This is a genomic window from Cellulomonas sp. P4_A2, from assembly GCF_056402515.1.
Map to the genome: position 1 here is coordinate 63,443 of NZ_JBFUHG010000006.1, position 21,642 is coordinate 85,084.

Genomic DNA, 21,642 nt, shown 5'->3' on the forward strand with positions numbered 1-21,642 from the left:
CACCGTCCGTCAACCCTCTGGAGAACCCCTGTGAGCAGCTCGCGCCCGGTCGTCGACTTCTGGTTCGACCCCCTCTGCCCCTGGGCGTGGATGACCTCACGGTGGATGGACGAGGTGAGCGCGATCCGTGACGTCGAGGTCCGCTGGCACGTCATGAGCCTCTCCGTGCTCAACGAGAAGAAGCCGGACCTGCCGCAGCGCTACCGCGAGCTCCTGGACGAGGGCTGGGGACCGGTGCGCGTGATCATCGCCGCGGCCCGCGACCACGGCGACGAGGTCATCAAGCCGCTGTACGACGCCATGGGCACCCGTCGCCACCCGGGCGGTCGCGACGACTGGGACGGCATCATCACCGAGTCGCTCGCCGAGGTCGGTCTGCCTGCGTCGCTGGCCGACGTCGCCGGCACCGACGAGGTCGACGCCCTGCTGCGCGAGTCCCACAACGAGGGCATCTCGCTCGTCGGCGAGGACGTCGGCACGCCCGTCGTGGCCATCGACGGCATCGGGTTCTTCGGACCCGTCGTCACGCCCGCGCCCACGGGCGACGCGGCCGGCCGGCTCTTCGACGGGCTCGCCCTCATGACCAGCGTGCCCGGCTTCTACGAGCTCAAGCGCTCGCGGACCGCCAGCCCCTCGTTCTGACCTCCGGCGGGGAGGGCACCCACCCGTGGTGCCCTCCTGCCGTGACCCCCGAGTTCGCCTGTCCGGTTGCTCCCGTGTGATCCTGGACGCCGGTCTTGCAGTCGATCGGGTCGCTCGCGGCCCGCGGAGGTGACATGTCCCGGCGCACGCTGATCATCGTCTTCGTCGTCGTGGACGTCCTGCTCGTGGTGCTGCTGGTCGGCATCGCGCTCAGCCGGGGCGACGGCGGCGGAGGAGCCGACGACACCGCGGGCACCCCGGCCGCGACGAGCGCGTCGACGAAGCCGTCCGGCAGCGCGTCCGCACCCTCGACCGAGGTCACGCAGTTCGCGATGCCGAGCGGCAACATCGCCTGCACCATGTCGGTCGACGGGGTGACCTGCACGATCGCGAGCTACACGTACGCGCCGCCGGTCGTCGCGGGGTGCACCGAGGTGACGGGCCACGTGCTGGTGCTCAACGCCGACGGCGTCGCCTTCTCGTGCGTGAGCGGCCCGCCGCCCGCGGCCGCCGGCGACGACGTGCCCGTGCTCGCGTACGGGCAGTCCACCACCGTCGGCGACTACACCTGCGCGAGCGGCGAGGACGGTGTCCAGTGCGTCGACGGCGACGACGTCGGCTTCAAGCTGGCGCGCGCCAGCTGGAGCGAGATCCCCTGAGCCGTCGGTCGACGACCCAGGGGACCGACGCTCACCAGATCCGCACGCGGTCCTCAGGAGCGAGGTACAGGGCGTCGCCCGGCTGGACGTCGAACGCGTCGTAGAACTCGTCGACGTTGCTGACCACGCCGTTGCAGCGGAACTCGTTCGGGGAGTGCGGGTCCATCGCGAGGCGGCGGATGATCTCCTCGTCGCGACCCTTGGCCTGCCAGACCTGCGCCCAGCCGAGCAGCACGCGCTGCACCCCGGTCAGCCCGTCGATCACGGGCGCCTCCGACAGCGGCGTGCCGAGGGCGATCCGGTAGGCCTTCAGGGCGATGGACAGGCCGCCCAGGTCGCCGATGTTCTCCCCGATCGTGAGCTCACCGTTGACGTGGTGGCTCCCGCCGAGCTGCTGGGGCGAGAACGCGGAGTACTGGTCGATGAGCGCCTTGGTGCGGGTCTCGAACTCGGCCCGGTCGTCGGCGGTCCACCAGTCCTCGAGGAGGCCGTCGCCGTCGAACTTGGAGCCCTGGTCGTCGAACCCGTGGCCGATCTCGTGACCGATGACCGCGCCGATGCCGCCGTAGTTGACCGCGGGGTCGGCGTCGGCGTCGAAGAACGGGGGCTGCAGGATCGCGGCCGGGAAGACGATCTCGTTCATGCCGGGGTTGTAGTAGGCGTTCACGGTCTGCGGCGTCATGAACCACTCGTCGCGGTCGATCGGCTTGCCGATCTTGGCCAGCTCACGATCCTGTTCGGCTGCGTGCGCACGCTTGATGTTGCCGACGAGGTCGTCCGGCTCCACCACGAGCGCGCTGTAGTCGCGCCAGCGCACGGGGTAGCCGATCTTGGGGGTGAACGCGTCGAGCTTGGCCAGCGCCTTGGCGCGGGTGTCCTCGCCCATCCAGTCCAGCTCCGTGATCGACTCGCGGTACGCCTCGACGAGGTGGCCGACGAGCTCCTCCATGCGCGCCTTGTGGCTGGGCGGGAAGTGCCGCTCGACGTAGACCTTGCCGACCGCCTCGCCGAGCACGCCCTGGACCACGGAGACCCCGCGCTTCCACCGGTCCCGCAGTTCCTGCGCGCCGGTCAGGGTCCGGCCGTAGAAGTCGAAGTTCGCGTCGACCAGGTCGTCCGTCAGGTACGACGCACGGCTGCTGACCAGGTGGAACGAGAGCCAGGCCTGCCAGTCCTCGAGCGGCTCGGACTGCCACAGCTGGGCGAACGCCTCGGCGAACGAGGGCTCGCGCACGACGAGCCGGTCGAACGCGCCGACGGGGGCACCCAGCGCGAGCACCCAGGAGCTCCAGTCGAAGCCGGGCGCCCGCTCGACCAGCTCGGTGAGCGTCATCGCGTTGTAGGTGAGGTCCGCGTCGCGGTCCTTGACCACGTCCCAGTGCGCGGCGGCGAGCTTGGTCTCGAGCCCGACGACGCGGCCGGCGAGCTCGTCCGCGGCCTCCTCGTCGGCCGCGACCCCGCCGAGCCGGAGCATCGTCGCGACGTGCGGGCGGTAGGCAGCCAGCACGCTCGCGTACTGCTCGTCGCGGTAGTACGACTCGTCGGGGAGCCCGAGCCCGCCCTGGGCCAGGAGCACGACGTAGCGCGTCGGCTCCTTCGAGTCGTTGTCGACGCCGAACTCCACGCCGCCGGCGCCGCCCGTGCGCTGCAGTGCGCCGAGGACGCCGGTCAGCTCGGCCTGGGACGTCGCGCCCTCGATGAGCGCGAGGTCCACGCGCAGCGGGTCCAGCCCGCGCGCGGCGATGGTGTCGGTGTCCATGAAGCTGGCGTACAGGCCGCCCACCTTGGCCTCGACCGGGTCGGTCGAGGTCCCGTCGGCGGCGGCCGCCCCGGCGTCGGTGATGATGTCCCGGACCTGCTCCTCGGCCTGGTCGTGCAGGGCGCGGAACGAGCCGTCCATCGCGCGGTCCGCGGGGATCTCGTGGCTCGCGGCCCACAGGCCGTTCACGTGGGCGTAGAGGTCGTCCTGGGGACGGACGTCGGGGTCGAGTGCGGTCAGGTCGATGCCACTGCGCGTCATGAAGACAGCGTACGGACCGGCGCCGACGCCGCCAGGCTGGACGCGGACTTCGCGATCTGCTGAACGCGAACGCGGTCACCCGGCCGGGTACGGCAGGATGTGGCCATGCGGATCCATGTCGCCTCCGACCACGCCGGCTACGAGCTGCGGGTGGCGGTGGCCGAGCACCTGCGAGCCGCCGGCCACGACGTGGTGGACCACGGGGCGCACACCTACGACGAGCTCGACGACTACCCGCCGTTCTGCATCGAGGCGGGCGAGGCGGTCGTCGCGGACGCCGGCTCGCTCGGTGTCGTCATCGGCGGCTCCGGCAACGGCGAGCAGATCGCCGCGAACAAGGTGAACGGCGTGCGCGCGGCGCTGGCGTGGAACCTGGACACGGCCAGGCTGGCGCGCCAGCACAACGACGCGAACGTCGTCTCCATCGGTGCGCGGCAGCACACCGTCGAGGAGGCGCTCTCGTTCGTCGACGCGTTCGTCGCCGAGCCGTTCAGCCAGGGCGAGCGGCACCAGCGCCGCATCGACCTGCTGACGGCCTACGAGCAGACCCGCTAGAACACCCAGCTGCACACCGCCGCGACGGGCCACGCGAACGCCGCGCCGGTCGCCTGCAGCGCACCGGCCGTCCGCTCCACGACGAGGCCCGCCCCCGCCTGGGCCACGACCGAGCGCCCGCCGAGATAGGCGGCACCCAGCTCGCGCACGTCGAGCGCCAGGTCGGCGTCGTCGTCGGTCCTGGTCACCGTGGCCGACCACGTGCCGTCCGCCCCGCGCTCGCCGGTGGTCAGTCGCCACCGGCCGGCGTTCGCGGGCAGGCGCGTGTCCGTGACCTCGAGGACCACGTCCAGGGGAGCGCTGTAGCGGCGGCCCGCGAGCGCGACCGGCAGGTCGAGCAGCCGGACCCAGACGTTGTCGGTCAGCCGGGGCCGGGCGCCGCGCTGGTCGACGAGCAGCAGCAGCAGCGGGTCGTCGGCGGGCAGCATCGGGCTCTCGACGTTCGCCATGAGGTCGAGGTCGAGCAGGAACGACCACAGGCGATGGGCCGCGGCGGCATCGACGGCGGCCGCCTCGCGGATCCGGACGGTGCCGGCCGGACCGCCGTCCGTCCAGTTCTCCTTGCGGCGGAAGGTGGCGTACGCACGGGCCGCCCCGTCCTCGTCGAGCACGGTGACGATGCGCAGCGGCTCGCCGCCCTCGCGCCAGGCCGGCGGGTCGGCCAGCGCGCGCCTCTGGTGCTCGGGGGTGTCGCGCGTGATCCAGCCCGGTCGTCCGGTGCCGGCGGCCCGATGGACGGCGTCGACGACCGGGGTGTGCCGGTCGACGTCGACCGTGTCGAACCGGACGGTCAGCGCCTCCGAGCCCGGCACGTCGCGCAGCGCGGCGCCGCGGGGCACCTTGAGGCGCACGTCGTCGCACGCCGACCCGTACCCGAACCGGCCGTAGATCGCGTGCTCGGCGGCGAAGAGCGCGGAGACGGGCTCGCCCCGACCCAGGGAGCGCTCGAAGTGGGTGTCGATCATCGCGTGAAGAAGGCCGCGCCGGCGCTGGTCCGGACGGGCGCCCACCCACGTCAGGCCGGAGCAGGCGATCGTCGTGCCGGGCACGGGGAGCTGGAACTCGAACGACGCGTGCACCGAGGCGAGCGCGCCGTCGGGCGACTCGACCCCGACCGTGCGGTCCCAGGTGAGCGTGACCGGCACGAGCGCGTCGGTCTCGGGCGTGCTGTCGAACGCGAAGGCGAGCTTGTCCACCTCGAGGAACTCGTCCTTGCGGGACTCGGCGACGTCGACGATCCGGTAACCGGCAGGTAGTGGGCTCATGGACCCATCGTGCCCAGGTCGAGGCCCTCGTGGCACCTCCATATCCGAGCGCTCGAGTCGCCGGATACGCTCATGACGTGGGGATACTCGCGTGGGAACCGGAGCGGGGGCTGCTCACGCGTGCCACGCTCGTCCTGCGCCGGTGGGGCCTGCGGTCCCAGACCTCGCTGACGGCGGCGATGGTCGGGATCGGCGCGCTGATCCTCGCGGGCGTGCGCCTGTTCCCCGCCTGGGTCCCGCCGTCAGCGTTTCTGCTCCTTGAGCTGGTCGCGGTGTTCCTCCTGCTCGTCCCCGGCCTCGTCGTCCTGGGCGCGTTCGTCCTCGCCGCGACATGGTGGCTGTGGTGGGTGGACTCGCCGACCGCCATCCCGGGGATCGTCGTCGTGATCTCCGTGTTCGTCGTCGCGACCATCGCGTTCGCGCGCGAGCGCGAGCGCCTGGGCCTGCAGGGTGCTCCCGGGGACCTCATGCTCGTCGACCTGCGCGACCGCCTCGCGGCTCACGGCCGGGTGCCACGGCTGCCCGATGGCTGGCAGGTCGACAGCGTGATCCGGTCTGCGCACGCCGACGGGTTCTCCGGCGACTTCATGGTCGCGGGCAGCCGGGACGGCGGGAAGTACCTCGAGCTCGTCCTGGTCGACGTGTCCGGCAAGGGCCTGGGCGCGGGCGTCCGGTCCCTCCAGCTGTCCGGCGCGTTCGGCGGCCTGCTCGGCGCGCTCCCGCGCGAGGAGTTCCTCGGTGCCGCCAACGGGTACCTGCTCGACCAGGACTGGGAGGAGGGCTTTGCCACCGCCATCCACGTCGCCGTGGACCTGCCGAGCGGCGACTACTGGGTCTCGTCGGCCGGCCACCCGCCCGCCGTCCAGCGGCACGCGGGCTCGGGGCGGCTCGAGCTCGTCGACACGATCGGCAGCCCCGCGCTCGGCGTCGTCGCGGACTTCGTCTGCGAGGCGCGGGCGGGCCGACTGGAACGCGGCGACGTCCTCATGCTCTACACGGACGGCGTGATCGAGGGCGGTGCCGCGGGGGACCTCGACCAGGGCATCGACCGCCTCATGGGCGTCGCGGACCGGGTGCTCTCGCCGGGCGGGGGACGGGCATCGCAGGTCCTGGCGGGGGTCCGAGCGCGCGACGACGACGACCGCGCCGTGGTGCTGATCCGCCGGGACTGATCCCGACCGGGCCAGGAAGGGCCGGACGGGCCCGGCCGGCTAGGGCTGGATCGACGCCAGGACCCAGTCGGCGTACCCGTCGCGTCCGCTGCCGGGCCGCAGGTGGATGTCGTCGGTGTAGAGCCAGGGGCGGTTCGCCGCGGCGACGGCCGCCCAGTCGAGGACGTGGACGTTCGGGTACTCGGCGCCCACCCGGCTGAGCAGGTCGTCGTTGAACCCCTCCCAGGTGCGCGGGACGTGGACGTTGAGCAGGTACACGCGGCGGTCGCGCGTGCTGTCGAGCAGGCGCCGCAACGCCGCCTCGTCGATCGGGCCGTTCGTCCCCCCGTGCACGATCACCGTGTGCCCGAGCGTCCCGGCGGCCGCGGACGCGAGCACCAGGTCCACCATGACCCCGAACTGCCGCGACTCGGCCGCGTCGACGGCGATGCCCCGGGCGTTGAGCTCCGCGGCGGCGCCGAGCATCACGGAGTCCCCGAACGCGGAGGCGCCGCCGATCGGGTCGGGCGGCGGGGCCGGGGGTGCGGGCGCCGGGGGCGGCGGCATCGTGGCGGTCATGTGCGGCCGCGGGTCGACCAGCGGCGACGAGGAGTCGGTGGAGGCGCTCGGGGTCGGGCTCGGCGTCAGGTTGAGGGCCGCCGGGACGCCGGGCTGCACGGTCCTGCCGGCGGCCGTCGCGCTGGGCACCTGCGCGAGGGCGACACCGACGGTCACCGCGACGACGACGAACGCCGTGGACGCCGCACCGACCGCGAACGTGGACCGGCGCCGCCCGCTGCCCCGTCGCGCGGCGACCCAGGCGCGGCTCAGTGCTCCGCGGCGGATCGGCATCTCGACGTACCGGTAGGACACCTCGGCGAGCAGCAGCACGAGCGCGATCCGGGCCGGGGTCGCGAGCCACGGCGACGTCTCGACGTCGATGCCCGGCCGGCTGAGCACGAACACCGGCCAGTGCCACAGATAGATCCCGTAGGACCGCTCACCGACCCAGCGCAGCGGCTGGCGGCCCAGCTGTCGCCCGAGCAGCCCGGCCGGGTCCGCGACCGCACCGACGAGGATCGCCGCGAGCACCGAGAACGCGAGGAACCCGCCGCGGTACAGCGCCGCGCTGTACTCGTCGACCCAGACGAACGCGGCGACCACCGCGAGCAGGGCGAGCACGCCCAGGACGTCGGTGACGCCGGCCTCGAACCGCCGCACCGCCTGTCCGCGCTCGTGCGCCCACGAGCCGGCCCGCTGCCACGTGCGCCAGGGCATCCAGACCGACGCCATCGCCGCGCCCACGAGCAGCCCCATCGAGTGGGTGTCCGTGCCGAAGTAGACGCGGCTCGGGTCGTGGGGGACCGGGCTCGACGTGCGGATCGCGAGGACCGCCATCGCGACGGTCGACGCGACCGCGAGCAGCGCGGCCAGCTGGCCCACACGGGCGCGGCCCCACCGGATCGCGAGCAGCGCGACCAGGGGGAACACCAGGTAGAACTGCTCCTCGATGGCCAGCGACCACAGGTGCTGCAAGAGGGGCGGTCGGCTGACGAGCTCGAAGTACGAGCGGTCGGCGGCGATCTGCCACCAGTTCGAGACGTAGCCCGCGGCGGCGACGATGTCCCCCCGCAGCTCGCCCGCCTCGCTGTGCAGGACGAGCCCGATGCCGCCCATGGCCAGCAGCAGGAGCCCCAGGGCGGGCAGCAGCCGTCGGGCGCGTCGCGCGTAGAAGTGCCGGAACGAGAAGCGACCGGTGCGCTCGACCTCGTCGAGGACCAGCGTGGTGATCAGGAAGCCCGACAGGACGAAGAAGACGTCGACGCCCAGGAAGCCGCCGCGCATCCACGGCGCACCGAGGTGATAGATCACCACCCCCGTGACGGCCAGGGCGCGGATCCCGTCCAGACCCCTCAGGTGCGGCATCCGCGTGGGGGTCTGGACAGCGACGGGGGCGGGACGTTCGAGCGTCGCGCTCTGCCCGGTCATTGCCATGGATCTCCCAGCTGTACCTGCACGGGCCGGGTCACGGCCGTTCGCGCGGAGCCAGGCTACGTCGGGTTCCGGGGTCCTCCCGACGTGACACGCTCAGTCGTCGGGAAACCAGATCGCTGCCCGCAGGGCGACGCGCGTGCCGTCCGCGGACAGCGGCGTCCGCTCGGCCCGGAGCTCGTCGAGCGCGCGCTGCAGGAGCCGCTCGGGCGGCCGGCCGGCCGTGTTGACCACCCGCCACCACGGCACGTCCGAGCCGGTGTGCGCGAGCACGTTGCCCACCTGCCGGGGCCCGCCGCGGCGCCGGCCCTCGACCGCCTCGAACCGGTCCCCGACGATCTCGGCGATCAGCCCGTACGTCATCGCGCGGCCCGGCGGGATCTGGGCGACGAGGTCGAGCACGGCCTCCGCGTAGTCGTCGTCCACCGGGTACGTCTCAGGCCTGCGGCGCCAGCACGGCGGCGACCGCGGGCAGCGTGCGCGGGTCGGCCTGGACGAGCATCGTCGTGATCGCCGTCGCCTCCCAGGCAGGCAGCTGTGCGCGGATGTCGTCGGCAGTGCCCACCAGGGCGATGTCGCGGACCAGCTCGATCGGCACGGCGGCCGTCGCGCGGGCGCGGTCACCGGCCAGGTAGTGCGCCTGGATCTCGTCGCACGCCTCGGCGTACCCGAGCCGGTCGAGCACGTCGCGGTGGAAGTTGGCCCCCTTGGCGCCCATGCCGCCCGCGTACAGCGCGATGAACGGTCGCACCGAGTCGGCCGCGGACTCGACGTCGTCGCCGAGCACGACGGGCACCGTCGCGACGACCTCGAAACCCTCCGCCGGCCGCTCGCGCTTGCCGAACCCCTCGTCGAGCAGGTCGCGGTACGAGCCGTCCATGCGCGGGGAGTAGAACAGCGGCAGCCAGCCGTCGGCGATCTCGGCGGTCATCGCGATGTTGCGGGGACCCTCGGCGGCCAGGTGGATCGGCAGGTCGGCCCGGAGCGGGTGGACCGTCGAGCGCAGCGCCTTGCCCAGGCCGGCGCCCTCGTCGGCCGGGAGGGGGAGGCGGTAGAACTGGCCGTCGAACGTCACCGGCGCCTCGCGCGCGAGGACCTGCCGCACGATCGCCACGAACTCGCGCGTGCGCGCCAGCGGCTTCGGGTAGGGCTGGCCGTACCAGCCCTCGACCACCTGCGGGCCGGACGCCCCGAGGCCGAGCACGAAGCGGCCGCCCGAGAGGTGGTCGAGCGTCAGGGCGGCCATCGCCGTCGCGGTCGGGGTGCGGGCCGAGATCTGGGCGATCGCGGTGCCCAGGCGGATGCGCGACGTGCGCGAGCCCCACCAGGCCAGCGGCGTGAAGGCGTCCGACCCGTACGCCTCTGCGGTCCAGACGGAGTCGAAGCCGAGCTGCTCTGCCCCGAGCACCGCCTCCTGCGCCCCGGGTGGGGGACCGGCCGACCAGTAGCCCGTGTGGTAGCCCAGCCGCATCGCAGATCCTCCGTGTCCTGGCGTCGTCGTCGACGCTGCGAGCGCCAGGTTACTCGCCAGTACGTTTTAGCGCGGCGAGGCTCAGATGTAGATCGCCGGGTCGTCGATCTCGGCGTCGAACGGGGCGGCGGCGGGCCGCTGGCGGATCTGCGCCGGCACCCCGACGGCGATCGCACCTGCGGGGACGTCGTGGATGACGACCGCGTTGGCGCCGATCTGCGCACCGGCGCCGATCCAGACCGGACCGAGGATCTTGGCGCCCGCGCCGACGACCACCCCGTCGCCCACGGTGGGGTGACGCTTGCCGTGGCGCATGGACTTGCCGCCCAGCGTCGACCCGTGGAAGAGCACCACGTCGTCGCCGACCTCGGCGGTCTCGCCGATGACGACGCCCATGCCGTGGTCGATGAACAGGCGGCGGCCCAGACGGGCGCCCGGGTGGATCTCGATGCCCGTGAACGCCCGGGCGAGCTGGGAGATCAGCCGTGCCGGCAGCTGCAGGCCGGGGCGCTGCCACATCCGGTGCGCCAGGCGGTACACCCACACGGCGTGCACACCCGGGTAGCCCAGGGCCACCTCGGCGAGGGAACGTGCCGCGGGGTCGCGGTTGCGGGCGGCGTCCAGGTCTTCCTGGAGCGTCGCGAGGAAGTGCAGCGGTGCGGACATCGGGAGGCTTCGTCCTGTGGTGTGGGAGGGGGACGGTCGGGGCGGAGCGCCGGTGCAGGCGCTCCGCCCCACCAGGACGGTCAGTCGAGCAGGTCGGCGTAGAGCACGGTGGACAGGTAGCGCTCACCGAACGACGGGATGATCGCGACGATCAGCTTGCCCGCGTTCTCGGGGCGGTTGGCCAGGAGGGTCGCGGCGTGCAGCGCGGCACCGGAGGAGATGCCGACCAGCAGGCCCTCCTCGGCGGCGGCGCGGCGGGCGACCTTGACGGCCGTCTCGGCGTCGACGTCGATGATCTCGTCGTAGATGCTCGTGTCGAGGATCTCCGGGACGAAGTTGGCGCCGATGCCCTGGATCTTGTGCGGGCCGGGGGCGCCGCCGTTGAGGATCGGCGACTCGGCCGGCTCGACGCCGACGATCTTGATGTTGGGGTTGCGCTCCTTGAGCACCTGGCCGACGCCCGTGATCGTGCCGCCCGTGCCGATGCCGGCGACGAAGATGTCGATCTTGCCGTCAGTGTCGGCCCAGATCTCCTCGGCCGTGGTCTTGCGGTGGATCGCGGGGTTGGCCTCGTTGGCGAACTGGCGGGCCAGGATGGCACCCTCCCGCTCGGCGACGATCTCGTCGGCGCGGTTGACCGCACCCTTCATGCCCTCGGAGCCCGGCGTGAGGATGAGCTCGGCGCCGAACGCGCGCAGCAGGGCGCGACGCTCCTTGGACATCGTCTCCGGCATCGTCAGGACGACGTTGTAGCCGCGGGCGGCGCCGACGAACGCGAGCGCGATGCCCGTGTTGCCCGACGTGGCCTCGACGATGGTGCCGCCGGGCAGGAGGTCTCCGGACGCCTCGGCCGCGTCGATGATCGCGACGCCGATGCGGTCCTTGACCGAGTTGGCGGGGTTGTAGAACTCGAGCTTGCCGACGACGGTCGCGGGGGCACCGTCGGTGATCTTGTTGATGCGGACCAGCGGGGTGTTGCCGATGAGCGCCGTCGCGTCGTCGTAGATGCGTGCCATGGTTCCTCTTCGGTCGAGCCGCCGCAGACGCGACGGGTGGGGGACAGACGAACTGCGCCGGGACACCGGGTGTCCCGGGTCGTGCAAGGAGCGTGAACGGCGGGCGTCCGTCGCTGACCCTGGGGCGAGCGCTGGCGCGTGAGGCACGCCCTGGTCAGGGCATCCTCGCGCGAAGGACCGGCCAGCGCTCTACAGACAGCGACAACAGGTGGGCGCGCAGGCGCGCGGGAGGGAGGCGGGAGCGGCAGTGTGCACGCGCATCGCATCCTCCTGTACCGGACCGGTCGGGACCGGTCGGTGGGCGGCCGCCGGAAGCCGGGACCGCAGTCGGGTTGACGCTAGCGCCAACGTCCCAGCCAGCGCAAAGGTGCCCCACCAGGCGGACGGTCATCCCGCCGCGGGCGCGCCGGCGTGGCGTGCGGGACCCGTCGGGCGGCCCGGACTGTGCAGCACGAGCCAGAAGAGCACGGCTGCCAGGAGCCAGACCAGGAGGCCCACGCGCAGGTCCGTGCCGAACACCGCGAGCAGGGCCGGCACCACGACGCTGGGCAGTCCCCAGGCGAGCAGCCAGCGCCAGGTCGTCCCGACGAGCAGGGCGGTGACGACCCCGATGGCGCAGTAGACGGCCACGGCCGAGCAGATCAGGACGCGGGTGCTCGCGGGCAGCGTCTCGCCGTGGTGCTCGACCGCGAGGCCGAGCCCGGCAGCAAGCGCCGCGAGGGTGCCGGTCAGCAGGGCGTGCAGCAGCAGGACGAAGCGTGGGGCGATCGCCCCCGGCCGCAGGTTCGGGATCCCGGCGGTCCCGTACTGCAGGCCGACCGCCCACACCAGGGCCAGCACCGCGAACGAGCCCAGGGCGGTCAGGGCGGTGCTGCGGTCCCACACCTCCTGGTCCGCGGCGGCGTCGATGATCTGGATGACTCCCTCGCCGAGCACGATGATGACGAACAGTCCGAGCCGCTCGCCCAGGTGAGCGTCGTCCGTGCGGGCGCTCTCGAGGACGAGGTCGGACTCCCCACGACGGCCGCGCCCCGACCGCCGCATGTGCTCGAGCCGCTCCTGCGCCTCGCGCAGCGTTCGTTCGGCCGAGTTGGCCAGGAGGGCGACGAGGTCGATCGCGATCCCGAGCGCCCAGAGCCAGTACCTGCCGGGCGCGGCCACCCACAGCGACACGATCCACGGGACCGCGCCGAACCCTTGCTGGGCCAGCGGCCAGTCGAGCACGACCTTGCCCCGCTGCCAGACGCTCGCCGCGAACCAGCGCAGCACGACGTAGGAGACGACGAACGCGTTGGCGTGCGTCCCGCGGATCTCGCCCACGGAGGCGGCCATGACCGCCAGGCCGACCATCGCGACGAGCAGGACCGGGAGGCGGGCGTCGTCGCCGGCGATGTCGCCGTAGACCGCGAAGCCCGCCCACGTGATCCAGAACGCGAGGAAGAGGACCGCGTACAGGCCGAGGTTGTGGCTCCCGGAGTCCGCGTGGACGAGGTGCGCCAGCTGGCCGATGCCCGCGACGACGACCAGGTCGAAGAACAGCTCCTTCCAGGTCGCGTGCCGCTCGGAGGCGTGCTCCGCGACGTCCGACGGCGCCTCGGTCGCTGACATGTCGCCAGTATGGCGAGGGGTCGGGGGCGATGCCCGGAACGTGGTCGTGGAGGGCGGGGTTCGCACACCTGTTCTGGACAGTTGACTTGTTGTCGTGTACTCTTCTGGAAGACCGATCTTCGGTCTGCAGTTTCGGTCTGCACGGCGGTGTCAGCATCCCGCCGCGAACGACCGGCCCGGACGTGGAACGCGTCGCTACGAGAGCGACTGACGGGCACGATCCGGGTGGCTGGTCATCGACAGCCCCCAATGGCGCCGGGGGCGGTTCAAGCCGCGCGCAACAAGGACAAGCGGGCGCGGTGGGCGATGGCTCATAGGTGCTGACCAGACATGCGGCCCCGGACCGGGTTCGCGACGAGAGTCGCGGAGCCGGACCGGGGCCGTTCTCTGCACAGCCCTGGACCGGGTTCGCGACGAGAGTCGCGGAGCCGGACCGGGGCCGTTGTCGTCTCTCAGGCGGTGGGTCCGGTGATGTTGACCAGCCAGCTCACACCGAACTTGTCGACGAGCATGCCGAACGTGTCGCCCCACGGAGCCTTCTCGAGCGGGACCGTGATCGTGGCGCCGTCTGACAGCTTCTCCCAGAACCCCGTGAGCTCGGCCGCGTCCTCGCCGCTGAGGGAGACCGAGATGTTGCTGGTGTCCGCGACCTCCATGTGGCTCGGGGTGTCCGCCGCCATGAGCACCAGGCCGCCGGGGGACGTGAGCTGGCCGTGCATGACGAGGTCCGCGTCCGCGGGGTCCTGGCTCATGCCGAACTCCCCGAACGTGCTGAAGGTCGGCTCGGCACCGAGCACCGATCCGTAGAACTCGAGCGCAGCGCGGGCCGTGCTCCGGAAGTTGAGGTAGGGGTTCAGAGTGGACACGGCAGCGTCTCCTTCGTCGGCGGTCTGCGGGTAATTCGAACGGGTGAATGGTGCGATCCGCGTACTTCACCCTGCCACGCACCCCCGACATCGCGACACGGGTCGCGGACGGCGTATCAGGGGACGAGGTGGTAACCCCTTCCCAACGGAGGAAAACGGTAGCAACCTGGCAGATGCGGCAATCCGGGCAATGCCCGGGATGCAGCATCGCGGCCCGCTCCACCGGCGGACAGGGTCCGCCGACGAGCGCGACCACAGGAGCTGTCATCGGCGGCTCCGGGGGGTGAAGTGCGCGAGCTCAAGGTCCTGCTCATGGGGTCGTTCGCCTTGGTGGACGACCCGCCGGGAGTGCCCGCGGCCGCGCTGCTGCGCAAGGCCCAGGACCTGATCGCCCTGGTGCTCGTCGCACCCCAGAACAACGTGCTCCGCGAGACCGCGGCCGAGGCCCTGTGGCCGGACGCGGAGGGCGAGGCGTCCAAGAAGGCCATGCGGCAGACGCTCTGGCAGATCCATCACGCGATCGACCCGGACGTCGACGAGAGCTCCCGGCTGCTGGTGACCGAGGGGGAGACCCTGCACCTGAACCCGGACCGGCAGGTCTGGGTGGACACGGCCGAGCTCACCGACGCGGCCCGCACCGCGCAGACGCTGGGGGTGGACGGGCTGGCGGACCCGCAGCTCGCCGACCTCGCGGTCACCGCCGAGCTGTACCGCGGGCCGCTGCTCGCCCGGTGCTACGACGAGTGGTGCCTCGCGCCGCGTGCCCGCCTCGAGGACCGGTCCCTGACGCTGATGGACACGCTGAGCCGCGCCTACGACCGCCGTGGCGACCTGCGGGCGGCGATCGGCTGGGCGGAGCGCCTGCTCGGGGTCGAGCCTGCCCACGAGCGCAGCCACCGCCGGCTCATGCGCCTCTACTACCGCACGGGCGACCGGACGCGGGCGCTGCGCCAGCTGAACCAGTGCCGGTGGGTGCTCGAGCACGAGCTCGGAGTGCGGCCGTCGGTGCAGACCGAGGAGCTGGCCGCTGCGATCGTCGACGACCGGGTGCCCGGTGTCGAGGCGTTGCGCGACCCGCCCTCCGACGCGCGGGAGCGGATCGAGCTCACCACGCACGCCGCGCCGAAGGAGCAGGCGGTGCTCGTCGTGCCGGCCACGGTGAGCCCGTCGTCGATCTCGGTCCTCACCGACTCGGCCGACGACCGGGCCCGGAGGTTCGCCCCGGGTGCGGGGACCGCGGTCGTCGACGACGTCGCGGGCCGGCTCGCGGCCCTCGCCGACTCGCCCGTCCTGGCCCTGCCGGTCGGGCCCGAGGCCCCTCCGGCGATCGGGGCCGGCCGTCTCGACGCGGCGAGCCTCGCGGCGTTCCAGGCCGAGCTCGCGGCGCTGCGCTCGAGCATCGACGCGATGAGCGAACAGCTGCGCCAGCACCGCGCCTGACGTTCACCCTCTCCTGCCCCAGGTCGCTGACCTGGGGTTTCGCATGTCCAGAGGCGTGTCGACGAGCTCGGAGACGTCGCCGAGACGCGGGGGAGACGCGGTCGAGACAACGCCGTCCGAGGGTGACGCACAGACCACCACGAAGGGGGCACTCGTGACATGGCGGACGCCACGATCGACGACGACCGGTCCGACCGCGTCGTCGCACGCTCGTTCGTCGTGCGGGCCCTGCTCGAGCGGGAGGACACCCCCCGGCACACGCAGTGGCACGGGTACGTCACCGACGCCGAGAGCGGTGAGCGGCAGGTCTGGGACCGTCCGGCCGACGTTGCGTCCTTCATCCAGGACCGGCTCGTCGCGTCGCCCGACGCGGGCGTCCGCGTGGCGGGGCTGAGCATGGCCGCCCCGGCGCTCACCGACGTGGTCACCGACATGCTCGCGGTGCTGGGCCTGCGGCTGCCCGCATCGGTGGCGCCCCTGCCCCCCAACAACGTGACGCTCGAACGCGTCAAGGAGAAGCTCGTCGGGCTGGGCAACCACCGGGGCAGCGAGTCGACAGGCCCGCTCGGTGACCGCACCCTGCGCGGGGGACGGCTCGACGCGAGCGTGCGCTTCCAGGTCTGGGCGTCGACCCCGCAGGGCGTCGACGACGCGATGCTCGACGTGCAGACGGCGGTGCTCGACGACACGACCGAGCTGCGCCAGGAGGGCTTCCTCAAGCTCGCGGCCACGGGCACGACGCTGGCCGAGCGGGTCGACGCGGTGCCGGGCTGGCGCAAGACGGGCAGCTTCGACGTGCTCTACGAGTACCAGTACGTCGACACCGACGACGCCGCGAGCCTGATCGCGCGGATCCCGGTGACCGCGGACCTCAACGAGGTCGGCGGCGCCCGCGAGCTCGAGACGATCGTCGACGAGATGGCCCGGTGGGACGACGAGCTGGCGCCGCCGCTCGCGGTCCGCGGCCCGGCGGCCGTGAGCCGGCTGGCGGCGCTCGCATTCGTCCCCGTCCCCCTCGGCGGCACGGTGACGTTGGCGCGCTCGTCCGGCTCGGGCGGACCCGTCACCCACCTGCCCGACCTCGACGCGTTCCTGGCGGCCACGTCCGGCGCCAGCCCCACCGACACCGACGCAGACGTGACGCTCGCCCCTGCGGCCGCGTTCGCCGCCCTCGGGACCCCCACGCCCGCGCTCGAGATGGGCGACTGGGACACGAACTCGACGGTCGACGCCTACACGGCGTTCGACCGCCGACTCGACGAACCGGTCCTGCTGCCGACCGCGGCAGACCGCTTCACGGTGAGCTACACCCCGCCGCCGGGCCCCAGCACGGGGCTCGACCAGACCGCAGTCGTCTATCTCAGGGTCAACCCGCACTAGCAGGCAACTGGTGACGGGCCCCGCTGTGCACGACCCGTCGGAGGAGAGGAAGACATGACCGAATCAGTCCTTCCCGGCGTACTCATCGAGGTACGCCCGGAGGCGCTCATCATCCCCGGCGCCATCACCGTGGGGAACGTGGGGGTCGTCGGCACCGCAGGCAAGGGTCCCGTCGGCACCCCGCAGCTGCTCGGCAGCTACTCCGAGGCGCTCGGCAAGTTCGGCGCGTACGACCGCTGGGTCGACGGCGCCTCGGGCGAGCTGACCCTGACACGGGCGCTCGAGCAGGCGTACAAGTTCGGCGCGACCACCGTCTGGGCGGTGCGCGTGGCCGACAACAACGCCGCGGCGGCGACCGTCGACCTCGCGTCGGCGGGCGGCCCCAACGTGACGGTGTCCGCCAAGTCGCCCGGCACGTGGGGCAACGACCTGACCGTCGCGGTGACCACGGCGGACGCCAACGCGGTCGTCTCGGGCGAGGAGGTCGACTCCGCCACGCTCACGCTGGCGCACGGCCCGATCGTGATCAGCGCCGTCAACCGGATCCTCGTGCGGCCGTCCGCGGGCGGTGCGGACAAGGTGCCGGGGATCGTCTACGACGCCGCACCCGGACCCACGCAGGTGGGGGTGGACACCACCTCCGGTCTCCTGACGTTCGGCACCGCACCCGGCGCCACCGACGTCGTGCTGGCCACCTACACGGTCGCCAAGTCGGCGGCGGTCAAGGTCACCGTCAAGCTCGGGATCACCGCCGCGGAGGAGTACAGCGTCGTGTCCGGCGACGACCTGGTCGCCGACCTGAGCGGCTCCCAGCTGGTCTCGGCGACGGCGCTGGCGAGCTCGGCCGAGGTGCTGTCGCCCGTGGCGGCCACACCGCTCGGCGGGGGCGCGAACGGCGCCGCCGGGGCCGACTACCAGACCGGGCTCGACGCCCTGCTCGAGGTGGACGCGCACATCGTCGTCGCCGCGGGGCAGGACCAGTCGTTCGGGGACGACCTCGCCGCGCACGCGGCTGTCGCGTCCGGCGACGAGATCAAGCGCGAGCGGATCGCCATCGTCGGGACGGCCCTGCAGCCGGATCGCACCCAGTTCGTGCAGGACGCGTCGGCGCACACGCTCAACAGCGACCGGCTGGTGCTCGTCGGACCCGGCATCAAGGCGGCCGACCGCTCGCAGCAGCCGCCCGCCACGGTGACCCTGCCGGGCGCGTACGCCGCGGCGGCCGTCGCCGGGCTCCTGTCCGCGCAGCCCGCGCACATCAGCCTGACCAACAAGGTCCTGTCGGTCGACGGGCTCGAGCACGACCTGACGAACGCCGAGCTCAAGCAGCTCGTGCTCAGCCGGCTGCTCGCGATCGAGAACCGGCAGGGGTTCCGGCTGGTCAAGGGCATCACGACGTCGACCAACACCGCGTGGGTGCAGATCACGACCCGCCGGATCGTCGACTACGCGAAGTTCGGCGTCCGCAGCGCGGCCACGCCGTACATCGGGCTGCTCAACAACGAGCGGGTGCGCAACAACCTGCGGGCGACCATCAACAACTTCCTGGCCGGGATGGTCCTCGACGAGATGCTCATCAGCTACGACCTGACGGTCTACGCGTCACGGGACGACGAGATCCGCGGCATCGCCCGGGTCGACCTCGTCATCCGGCCCACGTTCAGCATCGACTTCATCAAGGTGACGATGTTCCTCGAGTAAAGGACGCACCATGGCTCTGACAGAGGTTTACACGGGCGCCTACGGGACGCTCGGCATCGCCGCCGTCGACACCCCCGAGGGTGCGGACGCGAAGGCGGTGCTCGACGGGTACGCGATCCAGACGGTCGGTCGGCTGACCGACGTGCAGGTCTCGGTGACGACGGCGCTCAAGGAGTTCTACGAGGTCGGCCGGCGGCACCCGGTCTCGCTCAGTCCGGGGGACATCGCGATCCACGGCAGCATCGGGCGGGCCTACATCAACGGCGCGCTGCTCTTCCTGCTGCTCGGGCGGGGCGCGTCCGCGACCGCGGKCGCGGAGCCGTACGTGCAGCCGACGTTCGCGCTCTCCCTGGCGTTCACGGACCCCGCGCGTCCCGACGAGGCGCTGACCCTCGAGATCGGCGGCGTGAAGTTCGAGAACTGGAAGTTCGTGCTGCCCGAGGACGAGTTCGTCATGGAGAACCTGTGCTTCCGCGGGCTGACCATCGGCGTGCTCGACGTCGGCGCCGACAACGCCGGCGCGGTCACGTTCCCGGCTGCGCAGTAGGCGGTCGACCATGACGCTGACCGCCGAGGACCTGCTGGCCGGGAGCTCGCTGACGCACGAGGTCAGCGTGCCGGGGCTGCCTGGTTCAGCTACGGGCACGGTCACGATCCGGCCGCTCACCGTGCGCGACGTCCAGCTCGTCGCGCACGCCGCGAAGGACGACCGCGAGCTCGCGGCCGGCCTGATGATCGCGCGCGCCCTCGTCGAGCCGTCGCTCACCGCGGACCAGGCCGGCCGCCTGCCCGCGGGGACGGCCCGGTTCCTGGTGGACACGATCAACGAGCTCAGCGGCATCGACACCCCGCGCGACCGGCTGGCCGAGCTGGTGCAGGCGCCGCTGGCCAAGGCGTGCTTCGTGCTCGCCGACGAGTTCGGCTGGACGGCCGAGGACGTCACGGGGATGACCATCGGTCAGATCCTCATGTACCTCGAGATGGCCGGACGGGCGTCGGAGGTCGCATGAGCCAGGTCCTGGACACGACGAGGAGGCTCGACGCCGGCGGCGGGCCCGCCTCGTGGTGCCGCGACGTGGTGACCGCCACGCGGTCGGTGCACCACGTCACGGAGGCCGTCGGCGCGACCTGCGCGACCGCGCGCAAGGAGCCGTCGGTGGTGCGCGGGCCGCTGTTCGGGAGCTGCCTGGCCGACGTGCTCGACCGGCCCGCGCCGCCCGCGGTGCAGCAGCCGGCGACGCCCGCGCCGCGCACGCGCGKGCGCCCGACCACCCCGGAGCCGGCGACGACGCAGGAGGTCTGCCCGCCGGGACAGCAGCCGCGACACCGTCCGTCGGTCACGCCCCTGCCGCAGCCCGCGCGTCCGGAGCGGCCGATGGTGCGCACGCCCGACCCGGGCGCGCACCGCACCTCGGTGCCGGCACCGCTCCCGCCGGTCGACCGGCGCGAGCAGCGGATCGAGCCCGACTGCCCGCCCGACGAGGTGCCGGGGTCGCCCGCCCGGGCGGCGCGGCTCACCGACCAGCCGGCGAGCTGCCGGGTCCCGGCGGGGCACCTCCTGGCGCTCGCGGGTCCGACGAGGTCGCTGGAGGTCGCCTCCTCGGAGCCGCGGTCGCTGCCGCGGCCCCGGACGCCGCAGGTCCGTCGGCCGCGGCCCACCGCGCCCGCGGAGCAGTTCGCCCCCGGGGTGGCCGACCGGCTGGTGCGCAGGCTGGGCACCGACGTCCCGACCGCGCGGCTGCTGCGCCGGGGGCTGCGACCTCTCGAACCGCAGGACACCCCGACCAAGGCGCAGCTGCTCGCGCTCGCGGTCCCGACGAGGGTCGTCGCGACGCCCTCGGACGCCGCACCCGTCCCACCGCGCCGTCGTCGCGCAGGGACGCCGCCGACGCCCGCCCCGACGCCCACGCCCCGCACGGACGAGACGGCCGTGCGGACGCTCGGCGGGTTCGCCGAGCAGCCCACCGAACCCGCGCGGCTGCCCGCCGACGACCGGTCCGACGAGGCGGCGTCCGGGCTCGGCGGCGCGTTCCAGGCCGCCGGCCGCCGCGAGATGCCGGCCGTCCCCGGACCCACGCCCGGCGCGGTCGCGGGGCTGGCCGAGCCGGACCTGGAACGCCTGATGACCCGCGTGCTCGACGACGCGGCCCGTCGGCACGGGATCGAGGTGTGACGTGCGACCGATGCTCGCCGGCACGGAGCTGCCGCAGGTGCAGGACCTCACGACGACGGACCTGCGCGCCGTCGCCGAGCACAAGGCTCCCGGCAAGGACGGCTCGATGCTGCAGAACCTCGGCCGCGCGCCCACCGGCGTCACGGTGCGCGGGGTGGCCACCGACACGCACGCCCTCGAGCTGCTCGACACGCTCAAGAGCGACCTGCGCACCGGGCAGCCGGTCGCGTTCGTCGCGGACATCACCGCGGACACCACGATCGAGCAGGTCCTCATCGACGACCTGCAGATCCGCCAGCTCGCGGGCCGCCCGGACCGGTTCGCCTACGCGCTCACGCTGCGCGAGTTCATCGAGCCGGTCGAGCCCGCCAGCACCGACGCGCTCGACGCGGACATCCTCGGCGACGCCGGCGACCTCGTCGGCGACCTGCTCGACGGCCTCGACATCGCCGTCCCGTTCGCGACAGGACTGGAGAACTTCATCACTCCGTTGTCCGACCTGCTCGCACGTCTCGCCGCCTTCCGCGACGCGATCAGCGCGAACCAGCACTGACAACCGACAGGAGAGACCGATGGCCGACCAGAGCCTCTTCGACCAGCTGAAGACCGTGCTGGCCGAGTTCAAGACGTTCCTCGACGACAACGTCCCCACCATCAAGCCCGCGATCCAGGCGATCGCGTCGCTGGTCCCGCAGGTCACCGAGCTGCTCGACGAGCTGGTCGGGCTGCTGGACAAGCTCAAGACGGAGATCAACAACCTCGACGTCGGGGCGATCCCCGGGCTCGGGGAGGTCGCCACGTTCACGGGGATGATCCCGGCGCTGCTCGACGCGGCCAAGAAGCTGCTGCCCAACGAGACGACCGCGATCGACGCGATCGCGGACGTCGCCGACGTCGTGACCGGCCTGCCGTCGGTGGACGCGATCAAGCAGGAGCTCCTCGACCTCATCACGGCGATCTCTGCCCACCTGACGAGCCTCAAGCCGGCCTGAGACAACCCACCGGTACGAGCACGAGCCCGAGCGACGGAGAGGAGG

21 protein-coding genes are annotated in these 21,642 nt (G+C 72.8%); 12 read left to right on the forward strand and 9 right to left on the reverse strand.

Annotated features, from left to right (window positions below; translation table 11 throughout):
- The first annotated feature begins 30 nt into the window (after positions 1-30).
- Together AC1DUE_RS08075 and AC1DUE_RS08080 are read left to right on the forward strand one after the other, a co-directional pair.
- Positions 31-642: a DsbA family oxidoreductase gene (locus tag AC1DUE_RS08075; protein WP_477038887.1), complete on the forward strand. Its 612-nt coding sequence runs from the start codon at positions 31-33 to the stop codon at positions 640-642.
- A 134-nt stretch (positions 643-776) separates the two neighbouring features.
- A complete protein-coding gene (locus AC1DUE_RS08080; protein ID WP_477038888.1) occupies positions 777-1,301 on the forward strand; it encodes a hypothetical protein in 525 nt (174 codons plus the stop codon).
- 31 nt (positions 1,302-1,332) lie between these two features.
- Here the strand turns inward: AC1DUE_RS08080 and AC1DUE_RS08085 are convergent, their stop codons facing one another.
- On the reverse strand, positions 1,333-3,321 hold the full coding sequence (locus AC1DUE_RS08085; RefSeq protein ID WP_477038889.1) for a M13 family metallopeptidase: 1,989 nt from the start codon (positions 3,319-3,321) through the stop codon (positions 1,333-1,335).
- Between the two features lie 105 nt (positions 3,322-3,426).
- On the opposite strand from AC1DUE_RS08085, the gene AC1DUE_RS08090 reads away from it, so the two are divergent.
- Positions 3,427-3,876, forward strand: a complete 450-nt coding sequence (locus tag AC1DUE_RS08090; protein WP_477038890.1) for a ribose-5-phosphate isomerase — start codon at positions 3,427-3,429, stop codon at positions 3,874-3,876.
- Here AC1DUE_RS08090 and AC1DUE_RS08095 read toward each other — a convergent pair.
- The gene (locus tag AC1DUE_RS08095) at positions 3,873-5,141 is read right to left on the reverse strand and encodes a GNAT family N-acetyltransferase (protein ID WP_477038891.1); all 1,269 of its coding nucleotides are present in this window, start codon (positions 5,139-5,141) and stop codon (positions 3,873-3,875) included. The genes AC1DUE_RS08090 and AC1DUE_RS08095 overlap by 4 nt on opposite strands.
- A 77-nt stretch (positions 5,142-5,218) precedes the next feature.
- On the opposite strand from AC1DUE_RS08095, the gene AC1DUE_RS08100 reads away from it, so the two are divergent.
- A complete protein-coding gene (locus tag AC1DUE_RS08100) occupies positions 5,219-6,313 on the forward strand; it encodes a PP2C family protein-serine/threonine phosphatase (RefSeq protein WP_477038892.1) in 1,095 nt (364 codons plus the stop codon).
- 39 nt (positions 6,314-6,352) lie between these two features.
- On the opposite strand, the gene AC1DUE_RS08105 is transcribed toward AC1DUE_RS08100, so the two are convergent.
- From AC1DUE_RS08105 to AC1DUE_RS08135, 7 genes are all read right to left on the reverse strand, one after another.
- The gene (locus AC1DUE_RS08105) at positions 6,353-8,281 is read right to left on the reverse strand and encodes an acyltransferase family protein (protein ID WP_477038893.1); all 1,929 of its coding nucleotides are present in this window, start codon (positions 8,279-8,281) and stop codon (positions 6,353-6,355) included.
- Positions 8,282-8,380: 99 nt separating this feature from the next.
- Positions 8,381-8,710 (reverse strand): MGMT family protein, encoded by a 330-nt coding sequence (locus AC1DUE_RS08110; RefSeq protein WP_477038894.1) that lies wholly within the window; start codon positions 8,708-8,710, stop codon positions 8,381-8,383.
- A gap of 10 nt (positions 8,711-8,720) precedes the next feature.
- Positions 8,721-9,755 carry an LLM class F420-dependent oxidoreductase gene (locus AC1DUE_RS08115; protein ID WP_477038895.1) on the reverse strand — a complete coding sequence of 345 codons (1,035 nt, stop codon included), beginning with the start codon at positions 9,753-9,755 and terminating at the stop codon, positions 8,721-8,723.
- Between the two features lie 81 nt (positions 9,756-9,836).
- Positions 9,837-10,421: a serine O-acetyltransferase EpsC gene (gene epsC / locus AC1DUE_RS08120; RefSeq protein ID WP_477038896.1), complete on the reverse strand. Its 585-nt coding sequence runs from the start codon at positions 10,419-10,421 to the stop codon at positions 9,837-9,839.
- Between the two features lie 80 nt (positions 10,422-10,501).
- Positions 10,502-11,437, reverse strand: a complete 936-nt coding sequence (cysK, locus tag AC1DUE_RS08125; protein WP_477038897.1) for a cysteine synthase A — start codon at positions 11,435-11,437, stop codon at positions 10,502-10,504.
- Between the two features lie 387 nt (positions 11,438-11,824).
- Complete coding sequence (locus tag AC1DUE_RS08130) at positions 11,825-13,045, reverse strand: low temperature requirement protein A (protein ID WP_477038898.1); 1,221 nt, start codon at positions 13,043-13,045, stop codon at positions 11,825-11,827.
- Between the two features lie 452 nt (positions 13,046-13,497).
- Positions 13,498-13,911 carry a VOC family protein gene (locus AC1DUE_RS08135; RefSeq protein WP_477038899.1) on the reverse strand — a complete coding sequence of 138 codons (414 nt, stop codon included), beginning with the start codon at positions 13,909-13,911 and terminating at the stop codon, positions 13,498-13,500.
- A 288-nt stretch (positions 13,912-14,199) separates the two neighbouring features.
- Here AC1DUE_RS08135 and AC1DUE_RS08140 point away from each other — a divergent pair, with 288 nt between their 5' ends.
- The 8 genes from AC1DUE_RS08140 (at position 14,200) to AC1DUE_RS08175 (ending at position 21,597) form a co-directional block, all read left to right on the forward strand.
- Positions 14,200-15,351 carry an AfsR/SARP family transcriptional regulator gene (locus tag AC1DUE_RS08140; protein WP_477038900.1) on the forward strand — a complete coding sequence of 384 codons (1,152 nt, stop codon included), beginning with the start codon at positions 14,200-14,202 and terminating at the stop codon, positions 15,349-15,351.
- Between the two features lie 159 nt (positions 15,352-15,510).
- Positions 15,511-16,731, forward strand: coding sequence for a hypothetical protein (locus AC1DUE_RS08145; protein ID WP_477038901.1), 1,221 nt, complete (start codon positions 15,511-15,513; stop codon positions 16,729-16,731).
- 54 nt (positions 16,732-16,785) lie between these two features.
- Positions 16,786-18,432, forward strand: a complete 1,647-nt coding sequence (locus tag AC1DUE_RS08150) for a phage tail sheath subtilisin-like domain-containing protein (protein WP_477038902.1) — start codon at positions 16,786-16,788, stop codon at positions 18,430-18,432.
- A gap of 10 nt (positions 18,433-18,442) precedes the next feature.
- Positions 18,443-18,979, forward strand: coding sequence for a hypothetical protein (locus AC1DUE_RS08155; protein ID WP_477038903.1), 537 nt, complete (start codon positions 18,443-18,445; stop codon positions 18,977-18,979).
- Positions 18,980-18,989: 10 nt separating this feature from the next.
- Entirely contained in the window at positions 18,990-19,442 is a 453-nt protein-coding gene (locus tag AC1DUE_RS08160; protein ID WP_477038904.1) for a hypothetical protein, read from the forward strand.
- Positions 19,439-20,605 (forward strand): hypothetical protein, encoded by a 1,167-nt coding sequence (locus tag AC1DUE_RS08165; RefSeq protein WP_477038905.1) that lies wholly within the window; start codon positions 19,439-19,441, stop codon positions 20,603-20,605. The genes AC1DUE_RS08160 and AC1DUE_RS08165 overlap by 4 nt, the downstream gene beginning before the upstream one ends.
- 10 nt (positions 20,606-20,615) lie before the next feature.
- Positions 20,616-21,158: a hypothetical protein gene (locus AC1DUE_RS08170; protein WP_477038958.1), complete on the forward strand. Its 543-nt coding sequence runs from the start codon at positions 20,616-20,618 to the stop codon at positions 21,156-21,158.
- Positions 21,159-21,177: 19 nt separating this feature from the next.
- Positions 21,178-21,597 (forward strand): hypothetical protein, encoded by a 420-nt coding sequence (locus AC1DUE_RS08175; RefSeq protein WP_477038906.1) that lies wholly within the window; start codon positions 21,178-21,180, stop codon positions 21,595-21,597.
- Positions 21,598-21,642 lie beyond the last annotated feature (45 nt).